Source organism: Cupriavidus sp. GW822-FHT06G04, assembly GCF_058799075.1.
Genome location: NZ_JBXALD010000009.1, coordinates 271,179 through 284,788, shown reverse-complemented (window position 1 = coordinate 284,788; position 13,610 = coordinate 271,179). Strand labels below are relative to the sequence as shown.

General features: G+C 64.4%; 11 protein-coding genes. 8 read left to right on the top strand and 3 right to left on the bottom strand.

The features are described 5' to 3' along the window. Window positions 1-20 precede the first annotated feature (20 nt). The 3 genes from AC1RKI_RS21190 to AC1RKI_RS21180 all read left to right on the top strand — a co-directional run bounded on the left by AC1RKI_RS21190 (window position 21) and on the right by AC1RKI_RS21180 (window position 2,768). Window positions 21-422: a hypothetical protein gene (locus AC1RKI_RS21190; RefSeq protein ID WP_227461399.1), complete on the top strand. Its 402-nt coding sequence runs from the start codon at window positions 21-23 to the stop codon at window positions 420-422. A gap of 88 nt (window positions 423-510) precedes the next feature. Next, window positions 511-1,902, top strand: a complete 1,392-nt coding sequence (locus AC1RKI_RS21185) for a DUF3300 domain-containing protein (RefSeq protein WP_492796786.1) — start codon at window positions 511-513, stop codon at window positions 1,900-1,902. Between the two features lie 2 nt (window positions 1,903-1,904). Continuing rightward, a complete protein-coding gene (locus AC1RKI_RS21180; RefSeq protein ID WP_492796788.1) occupies window positions 1,905-2,768 on the top strand; it encodes a DUF2950 family protein in 864 nt (287 codons plus the stop codon). A gap of 147 nt (window positions 2,769-2,915) precedes the next feature. On the opposite strand, the gene AC1RKI_RS21175 is transcribed toward AC1RKI_RS21180, so the two are convergent. Further along, window positions 2,916-3,662: a Crp/Fnr family transcriptional regulator gene (locus tag AC1RKI_RS21175; protein ID WP_492796790.1), complete on the bottom strand. Its 747-nt coding sequence runs from the start codon at window positions 3,660-3,662 to the stop codon at window positions 2,916-2,918. A 272-nt stretch (window positions 3,663-3,934) separates the two neighbouring features. On the opposite strand from AC1RKI_RS21175, the gene AC1RKI_RS21170 reads away from it, so the two are divergent. After that, a complete protein-coding gene (locus AC1RKI_RS21170) occupies window positions 3,935-5,014 on the top strand; it encodes an extracellular catalytic domain type 1 short-chain-length polyhydroxyalkanoate depolymerase (RefSeq protein ID WP_492796792.1) in 1,080 nt (359 codons plus the stop codon). A gap of 76 nt (window positions 5,015-5,090) precedes the next feature. Here the strand turns inward: AC1RKI_RS21170 and AC1RKI_RS21165 are convergent, their stop codons facing one another. Beyond that, entirely contained in the window at window positions 5,091-6,401 is a 1,311-nt protein-coding gene (locus AC1RKI_RS21165; RefSeq protein WP_061957125.1) for an MFS transporter, read from the bottom strand. A gap of 314 nt (window positions 6,402-6,715) precedes the next feature. On the opposite strand from AC1RKI_RS21165, the gene AC1RKI_RS21160 reads away from it, so the two are divergent. Together AC1RKI_RS21160 and AC1RKI_RS21155 are read left to right on the top strand one after the other, a co-directional pair. Next, window positions 6,716-10,699 (top strand): DUF748 domain-containing protein, encoded by a 3,984-nt coding sequence (locus AC1RKI_RS21160; RefSeq protein ID WP_492796794.1) that lies wholly within the window; start codon window positions 6,716-6,718, stop codon window positions 10,697-10,699. Window positions 10,700-10,830: 131 nt separating this feature from the next. Then, window positions 10,831-11,016, top strand: a complete 186-nt coding sequence (locus AC1RKI_RS21155; protein ID WP_490713720.1) for a rubredoxin — start codon at window positions 10,831-10,833, stop codon at window positions 11,014-11,016. Window positions 11,017-11,250: 234 nt separating this feature from the next. Here AC1RKI_RS21155 and AC1RKI_RS21150 read toward each other — a convergent pair whose 3' ends face one another. Then, entirely contained in the window at window positions 11,251-11,433 is a 183-nt protein-coding gene (locus AC1RKI_RS21150) for a hypothetical protein (RefSeq protein WP_061957128.1), read from the bottom strand. Window positions 11,434-11,694: 261 nt separating this feature from the next. Between AC1RKI_RS21150 and AC1RKI_RS21145 the strand changes: the two genes are divergently transcribed. Together AC1RKI_RS21145 and AC1RKI_RS21140 are read left to right on the top strand one after the other, a co-directional pair. Next, window positions 11,695-12,198 carry a hypothetical protein gene (locus tag AC1RKI_RS21145; RefSeq protein WP_061957150.1) on the top strand — a complete coding sequence of 168 codons (504 nt, stop codon included), beginning with the start codon at window positions 11,695-11,697 and terminating at the stop codon, window positions 12,196-12,198. A 259-nt stretch (window positions 12,199-12,457) separates the two neighbouring features. Then, a complete protein-coding gene (locus tag AC1RKI_RS21140) occupies window positions 12,458-13,606 on the top strand; it encodes a cytochrome c oxidase subunit II (RefSeq protein WP_492796796.1) in 1,149 nt (382 codons plus the stop codon). Window positions 13,607-13,610 lie beyond the last annotated feature (4 nt).

Genomic DNA, 13,610 nt, shown 5'->3' with positions numbered 1-13,610 from the left:
CGCCGACCGGCGTCTATCGCATGGCAATCAATGCATTGCCACAGGATTCTGGAGTTTTTGTGAAAAAGGTTTTCGCAGCCATGGCTGCAGTGGGATGCATCGGCTTGTTCGGGTTCAGTGTTCAGGCCGCGCCTCCAATCGATCCCGCATCGCCAATGACGGCGCCTGTTCCGCCGCGCATGCTTGATCCGGCCACCTCGACGGTGGAAGACGTCGAAGGTAATTTGAGTACGTCGCAAAGAGAGCACTGCCGTCAACTGCTCGATAAGCTCAACGCCATCCCATCGACGCCGCAATGGTCCAAAGGAAAGTCCTCCGTGCAGACCGCCGAAGGGCTCACCTACCCGACGCTCGAACGCGCACCCGATCGCAAGCGGCTGGAAGAGGCCTATCGCCAGGAATGTGCGCAGGAGCGCAAGTAAGCCGCGCGTCCGCGCATCTACACAGACGGGGCAGCATGCGCGGATACATCGAACGTAGCGGTCTCATCCGTCTTTACAAGGAGCGAACATGTTCCGCGCAAGAGGATTCCTTGCCTGGCTGCTCGGGCTGACGTTGCTGGCCGGCACGGGCAATGCGATGGCCCAGGCTAAGCTCGATCCGCCGCATCTGGACCAACTGTTGGCGCCGGTGGCGCTTTATCCCGACGCACTGTTGTCGCAGGTGTTGATGGCATCGACCTACCCGGCTGATGTGGCAGCCGCCGCGCAATGGTCGAAGTCGAATCCCAGTTTGTCGGGTGACGCAGCGACCAAGGCCGTTGCAGGCGAGCGGTGGGATCCAAGCGTGCAGTCGCTGGTCGCGTTTCCGTCGGTCATGGATATGCTCGGACGTCAGCCTCAGTGGGTCCAGTCGGTCGGCGACGCATTCCTTGCGCAGCCCGATGACGTGATGGATTCCGTGCAGCGTCTGCGCGTACAAGCGCAGAAGGCCGGCAGCCTGAAGACGACGGAACAACAGAAGGTCGTGACGCAGCAGACTGGCGGCACGACGATCGTGCAGATCGAGCCGGCCAATCCGCAGGTGGTTTATGTGCCGACCTACAACCCGACCGTGGTCTATGGCGCGTGGCCCTATCCGGCTTATCCGCCGGCCTACTATCCGCCGCCGCCGGGATCCGTCTTTGCCGGGGCGCTGGTGGCCGGCGTCGGATTCGGGCTCGGTGTTGCCGCGGTCAATTCGCTTTGGGGCGGTTTCGACTGGGGCCATCACGACGTGAATATCAACGTCAATCGCTACAACAACATTAACGTGAACCAGCGGCTCGACGTGAACCGGGCCAACGTGAACTGGCAGCACAATCCGGCCAATCGCGGCAATGTGCCGTACAACAATGCGAACGTTGCCGGCCGTTACGACGCGCAGCGCCAGCAGGCGCTGGCGAACCGTCCCGGAGCGGGACAGGCCGGCGGTGGTCAGCGTCTTGGGCAGGCAGGCGGCGGTGTACAGAATCCGCGTGCCGGCCAGCTCGGCGGCGCTGGCGGGACGCAGCGTCTAGGACAGGGCGGATCCGGCGAGCAAAGCCAGCGCGACGCGGCTCGCGAGCGTGCGGCGCAATCGTTCCAGGGGCGCACCGGACAATCGATTTCTGGCCATGGCGCGCCAAACGTCAATCGTCAGGCAGGCGGCCAGAATCCCCGGCCCGCAGATGCGAACCGGCAGCGGGCGGATCAGGCCGAAGCGCGTAATCGTGCGCGCGACAGCAATCGCAATAACGCCTTCCGGGATGCCGGAAATGGCGATCGCATGCGTCAGCAGGTTGATCGCGGCGCGGTCCGTGGCGATACCGGCCGCACGCCGCGCGCCATGCCGGCTGCCTCGGGCGGCGGCTTCCACGGCGGCGGCGGGCCAGCCTTGGGCGGAGGCGCCGGCGGCGGTCATTTTGGTCATGGTCGGAGGTAGCAATGATGCGTAATCGGAAATCGGTAGTATCCGCATTCATGCTGCGTCTGCTACGCGCGCTGTGTGCGGCGGCGCTGCTCGGCGCAGTGGCGCCGGCTTTGGCCCAGCAGGTCTATCCCACGCCTGAAGCGGCGATGGACGCGCTGGGCGACGGCGTCGCCCGCAGCGATCCGGCGGCGTTGACGCGCGTGCTTGGCGCGCAATACCCGAAGCTGCTGCCGCCTCATCTCGACCAGCAGGACGTCTACGACTTTCTCGGCGCCTGGGCGAGCCACCATGCCATCCGCAAGGAAGGCGACGACATCGCCAGCGTCGAAGTCGGTGACAGCGGCTGGACATTTCCAGTGCCAATCGTCAAGCGGAAGTCGGGATGGCAGTTCGACCTCCCCGCTGGCGAGCGCGAAGTGCGCGTGCGCACGATTGGCCGCAATGAAATCGTCGCCATGGACACCCTGCAGCAACTCGCCGATGCCCAGCAGCAATACGCGAAGCAGGTGGGGCGGGGCGCCTACGCGGGCAAGCTGGTCAGCAGTCCGGCGAAAACCGACGGTCTGTACTGGCCCTCGGCGTCGGCCGACAACGATAGTCCGCTGGGCCCCGATGCATTGTCGATGGGGCCGGAAACGCCCGCGGACGAGGCGTTCTTCGGATATCGCTTTCGCGTGATCGCGCCGCCAAAGGGCAGCGACGCAAAGTTCGCGTTCGTTGCATGGCCGGCGCGATATGGGCAAAGCGGTGTCCATTCATTCCTGCTCGATAGTGAGCAGCGTTTCTACGAACGCGATCTTGGCAAAGACACCGCGCGCCGCGCGGCCGCGATCCGCACGTTCTCGCCCGAAGGCTGGCAGCGCGTCGGCGAGCGCTAGAACGCGCTTGCCGGAAGCCGGTGCGCCCGTGTCAGCGAGGCGCGCCGGGCGCATCCGTGCCGCCTGCTGGCCTTCGCGCCAGCGCGCTGAGCGTGGCGCCGATGGGGGGCCGCGGCGCGCATGAGCGGTATACGCAAGACGGTCGGCTCAGTCGACGTCAGGGTTCCGCAATGTGACGCGCTCGGGATCGGCGTGCACGGCGGCCAGGCCAGCCTCGTCGACGATGCGCAGCAAGCGGTGCCGGACCGTAATCAACCCGGCCGAGCGGAATCGCGAGAGCAGTCGCGACACCGTTTCCAATGTCAGGCCCAGATAGCTGGCGATGTCGTTGCGGGTCATGGTCAGGGTCAGCACGCTGTCCGCCATGCCTCGCCGCGCCTGCTCGCCAGCCAGATCGAGCAGCAGCATTGCCAGCCTTTGCGCCGCCTTCATCGAGCCGATGGCGATCAGCAGCTCGGACTGTCGCCGGGTTTGCCGCCGGAAGATGTCGAGGGCCGCGGCGCGCAGGTCGGCATGGGCGAACCCCGCTTGCACCGCTTCGACCGGTACCACGCAGCACTCGGTATCCTGCAAGGCGACGACGCTGATGCCGTACGCGGGGGCATCATGGGCTTCCAGCCCGGGCACATCGCCGGGCAGAAAAAAGCGGCTGACCTGACGCCAGCCCAGTTGCGATTCGTACACACCTTTGAGGCCGCCCGTCCGGACCGGATACACCGCGAGTGCCGGCCGTCCCTGCTCGCATAGTATTTCTCCGGCCTGCAAGTGGACTCTGCCGGGCGAGATGCCAGTCGCCGATGTGATGCCTGCGCCGCCCATGAAGTTGCGACACACCTTCTGAAAGGGGCACAGGGCGCACGATACGATACCGGATTGAGGGCGATTGTCGGGCATTGCCGCGTAAGGTTGCCTTCGGATTTTTTGTGATCCTCAGTATAAATCCCATCCAAATTCGTCTATCTTTCGCCGTTCTGCATTCTTTTGTCCGTGGGAAGTAAATTTCTTCGATCGCTGGGGGCGCGGGGCGGCGACCAAGGACAGAATTGTTTCCAATTCTCATGTTGTGTCTTGCAGACAATACGGCAGATCGATGCGGCCGACTGTGCTATGCTGCATCGCACAAATAACAGGAGGAGGCCCGTTCCAAGCTGAACAGGAGTCTTCATATGGCCAAAAGCCTATCTCCGGTCTGGGAGACGCAGTGGCGACCCATCGGTCGCGCTCCGATCCAGACCGTGAAACAAATCCGTAGCTGGCTGGGTCGTCCCGATAACGACTATCCGGCAGCGCGCCGCCTGCGGTATCCCGCGCCCGGCGAACCCGCCCCTGGAGACCTTCCCGGGGCCTGGCAATCGCACAAGCTGAAGCTGGCACCGCTGCCCGGCGAACTCGTGCCCCAGCTCTCGTATCGGCTCTATATCCCATCCGGGGCAAAAGGCGCGCTGCCCGTTGTGGTGATGCTGCACGGCTGTCAGCAAACGCCGGAGGACCTTGCGGCGGGCACGCGCATGAATGCGTTGGCCGAGCGCGAGGGGTTTATCGTCGCCTATCCGCAACAGCCGCTGCGGCGGTCGGTGCACCGCTGCTGGCAGTGGTTCGACCTTGGCGCCGGCGTCGGCGGCCGCGAGGCGCAGGCGGTGTCGATGCTGATCGACGAACTGGGCAATCGGCCTGACGTCCGGCGCGGCGAAATCTACCTGGCAGGTCTCTCGGCTGGCGCGGCCATGGCCGCGGTGGTGGCGCTGCGCTATCCGGAAAAGGTGGCGGCGGTCGGCATGCATTCGGGGGTCGTGATCGGCGCGGCCGATAACCCGCGCGGCGGCCTGAAGGCCATGCGCCATGGCTCGGCGATTGAACCTGCGCTGCTGCTCGAAGCGGCCGGCGTCAGCCCGGGCGGGCCCGAGATGCCGGCGATCGTAGTCCATGGCACGGCGGACGAGGCAGTCAATCCGCTTAACGGGCGCTTGCTGGCTCGCCAGTTTCTCGCGTACAACGGGCTAGCCGACAAGCTCGATCAACGGCTGGAAAGCGCCAACGATGACGATGGCCCTGGGCCCGACGACGGCGCTTGTCGCGACGTGCGCTTTGGCCGCTGGAATCGCGATCTGGTACGACTGGTGGAAGTAGCGGGCCTTGATCATGCGTGGAGCGGCGGCGACGCCAGCATCCAATATCACAGCGATCTCGGCCCCGATGCCAGCTGGCTGATGTGGCAGTTCTTCAGGCAGCACCGCCGGGCCGCGTAACGCGCAGGCGAGGGCTGGAAATCAAAAGGGGAAGGCAGCGAGCCTTCCCCTTTTTACATTTGCGCGGCGGCCGCGTTCAGGCGTGGCGCTTGCGCACGAACATCGCCGTAACAATGCCGATCGCGCAGACGCCCACCACGTAGTGCGCGGGCGCGAGCGAATCGTTCTTCAACATCAGCGAGACGATCACCGGAGTCAGGCCGCCGAAGATCGCGTAGGCGACGTTGTACGAGAATGACAGGCCCGAGAATCGAACCTGCGCCGGGAACGCGTGAACCAGCACGTACGGCACCGCGCCGATGGTGCCGACAAAGAAGCCGGCCAGCGCGTACAGCGGCAGCAGCAGGTCCGGGCGCGCGCCGACCGTGGTGTAGAGCGCATAGGCGCTGGCGGCCAGCAATACGCCGCCGACGGACAGCGTCAGGCGCGCGCCGATGCGGTCCGCCAGTACCCCGGCGACCACGCAGCCGATCGACAGGGTCAGCGTCGCGGCGCTGTTGGCCACCAGTGCTGTGCGGGCGTCAAATCCATAGATCGTCTGCAGGTAGGTCGGCGTGAGCAGGATGACCACCACGATGCCGGCCGACAGCATCCACGTCAGCAGCATCGAGATCAGTACGGCGCCACCGTGATCGCGCACCACAGTCTTGAGCGGCATTTCCGCGGCCAGCGCCTTGCGTTGCTGCAGTTCGGCAAAAACCGGCGTCTCATGCAGCCAGCGCCGCAGGTACATCGATCCGACGCCGAAAATGCCGCCGAGTACGAACGGCACGCGCCAACCATGCGACAGCAGTTCTTGCGGATCGAACACCGCGTTGATCCCGGTGGCAACCAGCGAGCCGAGCAGGATGCCGGCCGTGAGGCCAGCGGTCAGTGTGCCGCAGGCGTAGCCGATATGGCGCTTCGGCACATGTTCCGAGACGAATACCCACGCGCCGGGCACTTCACCGCCGACGGCCGCGCCTTGCAGGATTCGCAGTACCAGCAGCGCCATCGGTGCCAGCAGCCCGACGGTCGCATAGGTTGGCAGCAGGCCCATCAGCAGCGTCGGTACCGACATCAGCAGGATGGAAAGAGTGAACATCTTCTTGCGGCCAAGCAGGTCGCCGAAGTGCGCCATGATGATGCCGCCGAGCGGGCGCGCCAGGTAGCCGGCCGCGAAAATGCCGAACGTCTGCAGCAGGCGCAGCCAGTCCGGCACCGACGCCGGGAAAAACAGCTGGCCGATAACCTTGGCGAAGAAAACGAAAATGATGAAGTCGTAGAACTCGAGCGCGCCACCAAGCGCTGCAAGAGCCAACGTCTTGTAATCCTGGCCGGTCAACGGGCGGGCGGCTTGACCGCCTTGCGCGCCCGTTACCCCGGCAGTACTGCTGGAGGAGGACATGAAAAGACTCGCATGGACAAATTCTTCACATACGAAGCGCGCAACACGGGTGACGTGGAGGGAGACGGCCGAAAGGATGACGACACGAACTTGGCGAACCGGGGCCGGCGGGTAAGCAGGCGGGCACGACGGACGCTTCGCAAAGGCGTAAAGATACCAGATCGATCCCTGGCGCCCTGCCATTTCCAGCAAATCGAATACTAAATCGTTCTTTGCGCTGCCATAATCCGTCTCCATAATACAAATTCAAGTGAAATCCGGGGCACAAAGCGCACGGCTCGCATCGGGCGCGGGGTCAGACTTTCTGGGGTGACATGGCTTTCAAGGATTCGATCCAGGCTGCGACAGGGGCGGCCGTGGCAACGCCGCGCCGGCGCGTGGCCTTGCGTGTAGCGGGCGGCCTGGTGGCCGCCGTGGCGATTTTCGGGCTGGCCGGCTATTTTGGCGGGCCGCCGCTTATCAAATATCTGGTCGAGAAGAATGCCACCGAGGCGCTGGGCCGCAAGGTAACGCTGGGCGCGGCGCATGTCCGGCCTTTCGAACTGGCCGCCACGGCAACCGACCTGACGATATTCGAGGCGGACGGCAAGACGCCGATGGTGACGCTGGGAGAAATCGAGGCCAATACCTCGGCCGCGTCGATATGGCATCTGGCGCCGGTAGTCGATTTTCTCCATATCGACCGCCTGGCCGTGCATGTGGTGCGCGACGCCGCCGGTCGGATGAATTTCGCCGATATTCAGGAGCGCTTCGCTGCGCAGCCGCCCAAGCCGGCCGACAGCAAGCCCGCGCGTTTCTCGGTCAGCAATATCGCGGTGACCAACAGCAGCTTCGTTTATGACGACAAGCCGCGCGATACCGTGCAGCGTGTCGAGAACTTCACGCTGACGCTGCCGTTTCTGTCCAACTTGCCGCACGACGTCGAGGTGAACACCCGTCCGTCGCTGTTTGCCAAGATCAACGGGTCGCCGCTGGCGCTTGAAGGCACGTCGCAGCCGTTCGCCGAAACGCATGAGACCAATCTCAATGTCAATCTGGACGGCCTCGAGATCGCGAAATACATGGCGTTCGCGCCGCGCCTCAAGGACGCGCAGGTCACCGCGGGGCGGGTCGATACCCGCCTGAAGGTCGGTTTTCGGCAGGACAAGGACAAGCAGGACCTTTACGTGTCCGGCACGGTCACGCTGCGCGATGCCGATGTGCAGACGCATGCCGGCGCGCCGCTGATCAAGGCCGGCCGTCTGGCCGTGGATCTCGATCGCATCGAGCCGCTCGCGCATCGCGTGTATGTGAAGAGCGTGGAACTGGAAGGGCTCGGCCTGCAAGCGCTGCGCCGAGCCGACGGTACGCTGAATCTGGCCACCGCCTTTCTGCCCGAAGCGGCGAGGGCAACGCCGCCCGCCTCGAAAACGGCGGCGGTGCAGACGCCGCCCGCCGCATCAGTGCCATCGGCATCGGCATCGGCGCCGGCCGCGGCTGGCATCCAGACGCCGCCAGCGCGTCCAGAGGAGGCGCCGTGGGCCTATGCCGTCGACCGGATCGCACTCAAGGATGCGACGCTCGGGTTTGTCGACGAACTCGCGCCGTCCGGGCCTGGCAAGCTCGAAATCGGCCCGGTCAACGTGGATATCGCCGACTTGGCCAGCGCAGGCGACAAACCGGCGAAGCTCGACGCCAACATCACGATTGCCAACGGGCAGACCATCAAGCACACCGGCGAACTGGCCTTGAAGCCGGGCACGCTGAAGGGCACGCTGGAAACCGCCGGACTGCGCCCGCAAGGATTCTCGGCGTGGTGGCCGCGTGAGCTGCGCAGCCAGTTCGGTGACACCGGCGTCAACGCGGAACTGCACTATGCCATGGCATGGTCGCAGCCAGTCTTCCAGTTCACGCTCGACAAATCGCGCCTCGAATTGTCTCCCGTGTACGTGAGCACACGCGAGCCGGTTGCCATGCCGGCCACCGCCGCGCCGGCTGCGTCCGACGACAGCGCCCGGGCCGTGCCAGTGCGCAAGGGTGCGCGTACCGTGCGTGCGGCGCGCGCCGTACGCGTGGCGGACAGCGAAGGCGCCAGCCTTCCGCTGATCAAGGCCAGCAAGCTCGTGCTCGACGGTATCCAGCTCGACCTTGCCAAACAGACATCCGAGGCGGGGCAGGTCGCGCTCGTGCAGCCGCAGATCTCGGCCACGCGCGACCATCGCGGACAGTTGCTTGAGACCGCGCAGATCTGGGCGGCAGAGTCCGCTTCGGACGCAGCCGCGCACAGAAATGCGCCGCCGCCCGCATCCCCGGCTGCGCAAGCCAGCGGCAAGCCGGCGCCTCCGGGGTGGAAAGTACGCTTAGGCAAGGTGGCGGTGGAGGGCGGTGCGGCGCGCATCGCCGACTATGCGCCGGCCGACGCCAATCGCGGCCGACCCGTTATTCATCAGTTCCGCAATATCGGACTGAACACGGGCACGATCACATGGCCGCTGTCGCCGGGCGCACTGCCGATGAAGCTGCATGCAGAAAGCGGCCGCAAGGGCGTGATGAATATCGATGGTCAGATCATGCCGACCGCCCCGGCCGCGCAATTGCAGCTTGATCTGCGCGACCTCGATATGGCGCCGCTGCAGCCGTATCTGGCTGATCGCTTCAATGCGGCGCTGCGCAGCGGCACCATGACGCTCAAGGGGCGCGCCAGCTATAACGCGCCGGCTGGCAAGCCGATTGCGGTGCAGTTCAACGGCAATGCCGTGGCTGGCAACGTGCGCACGGTGGACCGCATTACGGGCGAGGACTTCCTGCGCTGGCGCGCTCTGGCGGTCAGCGGCATCGACTTCAACATGAACGAAGCCAAGGGGCCGATGCAGGTCGGGATCAATCATGTCGCGCTGTCCGACTTCTATGCGCGTGTGATCCTGAACGCGAACGGCCGGCTGAACCTGCAGGACGTGATGGCAGGTGGTGCCGAAAAAGGCGAGGCCGCGCCATCCACGAGCCTGACGCAAGCCAACGCCGCGTCGGCGCCGCCAGCCAGCGCGCCCGTCGCAGAGGCGCCGGCGCAGCCGCCAGCACCGAGCGGTCCGCGCCCGCAGATCCGGCTCGGCGGCGTATCGATCAACAAGGGCAACATCAATTTTTCCGACTTTTTCGTCAAGCCCAACTACTCTGCCAATCTCACCGACATGAAAGGTTCGGTGTCGAAGGTGTCGTCGGGCGATCCCACACCGGCCGACCTTGTGCTCGATGGCCGGCTCGATGACGATGCGCCGGTCAGCATCAGCGGCAAGCTCAATCCACTGGGCGAGCAGCTCTACCTCGACATTGCCGCCAAGGCGGCCGGCGTGGAACTGACGCGGCTGACGCCTTACGCCGCGAAATATGCCGGCTATCCGATCACCAAGGGCAAGCTCACGGTGGATGTGGCGTACAAGATCGAGAACGGCAAGCTCGATGCGAAGAACCATCTGTACCTCGATCAACTGACGTTCGGCGAAAAGACCGATAGTCCCGATGCGGTCAAGCTGCCCGTGCTGCTGGCGGTGTCGCTGCTCAAGGATCGCAACGGTGTCATCGATATCAACCTGCCGGTTTCCGGGTCGCTGTCGGATCCCGAGTTCAGCATCGGCGGCGTGATCCTGCGCGTGATCGTCAATCTGCTCACCAAAGCCATCACGTCACCGTTTTCGCTGATTGCGTCGGCGTTTGGCGGCAGCGGTGAAGAACTGGGCTACATCGAGTTCGCGCCGGGTTCGTCCACGCTTACCGACGACGCGCACAAGAAGATCGAAACCGTCGGCAAAGCGCTGAACGACCGCCCATCGCTGCGGCTCGAGATCAGCGGGCGTATCGATCCTGCCACTGACGCGGACGGTGCGCGTCGCGTGTGGCTGGACCAGCGCGTTGCCGATGCCAAGCAGCGCGATCTGCGTCGCTCCGCGCAATCGGGCAGCCAGGCCGAGGAAGGCGAAGGCGGCGACCAGGGCGCGCGCGTGACGGTGACGAAGCAGGAGTATCCAAAGTATCTCGAGGCGGTCTACAAGCGCGAGTCGTTCAAGAAGCCGAAGAACTTTATCGGCCTGAACAAATCGTTGCCGCCGGCGGAGATGGAAAAGCTGCTGCTGGAAAACGCCCCCGTGACCGATGCCGAACTGCGCGCGCTGGCCGACCAGCGTGCGTTGGCAGTCAAGCAATCGCTCGAACGCGAGGGCAAGGTTGCAGACTCGAAGCTGTTCCTGACCGCGCCCAAGCTCACGGCCGAAGGGATCAAGGACAAAGGTGCTCCCAACCGCGTCGATTTCTCGATCCGGCAGTAGGCGGCATCGACCGGCATGATGTGGCGCACGGCGTTTGGACGGAAGGCTCGAACGCGGTCGCCGCTAAACGCCGCGCATAGTCGCGTATCATTCGCCCCGAACGGAATTTCGAAATCACTTGGGAGCGCGTGTTGGAGCAGGAAACGATTGCCTACAAGACCTGGGTTTGCCTGATTTGCGGCTGGGTCTACGACGAAGAACAGGGCCTGCCTGAAGAAGGCCTCGCACCGGGCACCCGTTGGGAAGACATTCCCGAAGACTGGCGCTGCCCGGAATGTGATGTCGGCAAGAGTGACTTCTCGATGATCGAGCTCTGAAGCGCGCCGCGGCCGTAAGTCGTCAGGGCTGGCGGCGCGGCATTTGCCGGCAAATGCCGGCGCGCGCGCGACGGCGGGCGCAGCGCCGGTAGCGCATTCGATATGGATGACTGCAGCGCCATAGCGCCGAAGCCACGGTCAGCACCAGTAACGCCGCCATGACGGCGGCGAGCAGTGTCAGCGACATCCTCGCCTCCTTCTCTCAAAAAGGCGCCTCGATTCCGCTTTGCCGCGCTATATCAGCAGCGGCAGCGCTTCCAATACCAGCACCCCGAGCAGCACGCCGATGATGGCGCCCGCGCAACGGCAACTGATACGCAGGGCCTTGGCGGCCACCGGAATCGCACCCATCGCCAAAAGGCCGACGAGTGCCATGGGGATCAGAAATACAAGATCGTGCGCCTGCAGATGCACCATGGCGGTCTCCTGTCTTGTTTCTTTATGTTTTCCAGTATAGGTCGTGTGTGCCGAATACAAGGCGGCAGGCATCAGGGTTGTCCCGCAGTGTTTGAAACGTGTGTGGGCAATGCTTCGCCTCATGTACCGTGCGAGCGACTTTCCGCGCGCCGGTCAGTATCGCCGCGTGCGCATGCGCTTTCTGCAGATCTCCACCTCGGCAGAGGCTGTCCTATGCTTTACCTGATGGCCATCGTTGGCCGCGCAAGGATGGAGGACACCATGGAACTTCACATGCATTCGCACCACTACGTGCGTCGCCGGCCCGACTGGTCCGCGGCGGCAGTGTCGGGACTTGCGGCAGGCGCATTGGTGGTCGTCGTGGAGATGTTCTGGGCGACCATGGTCGCGGGCGTACATCCGTGGGCCACCACGCGCATGATCGCGGCGATCGTGATGGGACGCGACGTGCTGCAGACATCGATGTTCAGCGTGAGCACCGTGGCGATGGCATTGATCATCCACTTTGTGCTCGGCACGATCCTCGGCGTGGTGCTCGGTGCCATCATGGCACCCTTCCAGCTCGATTCGAGCCCCGGCATGTCGCTGCTGGTCGGCGCGGTGTTCGGCCTCGTGATCTACGTGTTCAACTTCTACGTGATGACGTCCGCATTTCCCTGGTTCGTCGATGCGCGGGGCTGGCACACGTTGGCGGGCCATCTGATTTTCGGCATGGCTATTGCGCTGTGCTACTGGAAGCTCGAATCGCGCGATGTCATCCATTAGCGCGACTGCCCGGGTGGAGCCGTGAGACACACGCATCATATGGCGATGCAAGGCGGATGAGGCGCGGTCCTCATCCGCCTTTCTTCTTGCTGCGTTGCGGTGGCGCGCCGCCGCGCGGATAGGTGCAGAACGCTGTGAGCGGTGCCTTACTGCATGCGCAGCATGTCGCCTTGCAGTGACCTGAGACGATGCACTAGTCTTATTCCACGTGCGTACGCGGGCGCTTTGCCGCCTGGCTCAGCGCACACGAGGAGGGGACATGGCGATTGCAATTGCGCTCGTCATCATCGTTGCCGCTTCGGTGCTCTTCCATTTCTTGAGCCCGTGGTGGGCCACGCCGCTGGCGTCCAACTGGAAGCAGATGGACGACACGCTCACCATTACCCTCGTCATTACCGGCATCTTCTTCGTCGTTATCAACCTGTTCGTCGCGTATATCGTCTGGCGCTTTCGCCATCGCGAAGGACATCGCGCCGCCTATGAGCCGGAAAACGCGCGGCTGGAGCGCTGGCTGATCGGGCTGAGTACCGTCGGGATCATGGCGCTGCTTGCGCCCGGCCTGATCGTGTATGCCGACTATGTTCATCCGCCGCCCGGCGCCATGCAGATGGAAGTGGTCGGCCAGCAGTGGCAATGGGCCTTCCGCTTTCCCGGCAAGAGCGGCCAGCTCGGCACCACGGATGCGCGCTTCGTCAACGCCAGCAATCCGCTTGGGTTGAATCCCGACGATCCGCGCGGGCAGGACAACGTCATCGTCGTCGGGCCGGAGGTGCACCTGCCGTTGAACCGGCCGGTCAAGGTGCTGCTGCGGTCCAAGGATGTGCTGCACGATTTCTACGTGCCGCCGATTCGCGCGCGCATGAACATGGTGCCTGGCATGGTCACGTCGTTCTGGTTCACGCCCACGCAGGCAGGCAAGTTCGACATCCTTTGCGCGCAGCTCTGCGGTGTCGGTCACTACAACATGCGCGGCTACGTGATCGTGGAGGAGCAGGCGGCTTTCGACAGCTGGCTGGCCAAGCAGCAGACCTTTGCGGTGGCCATGGCGAAGGCCGCCCAGCCGGCTGCCGCGGATGCATCGACAGGTGGCGACCTTGCCGCGCAGGGCCGCGCGCTTGCGCAAAGCAAGGGCTGCGCGGCATGTCATAGCGTTGACGGCGGCGCAAGCGTGGGACCCACGTGGAAAGGCCTGTTCGGCAGCACGCAGGCATTCACCGACGGCAGCAGCGCAACGGTAGACGACGCTTTCCTGAAGCGGGAGATCGAAGACCCGCAGGCACGCATCGTGAAGGGCTTCGGGCCGGTGATGCCCAAACTGCCCGTCACGGATGCGGAGGTGGCGGCACTGACCGCCTACATCCACTCGCTGGGCTCCGGCACTGCCGCAGCGCCACAGGGCGGGAAATAGGCAA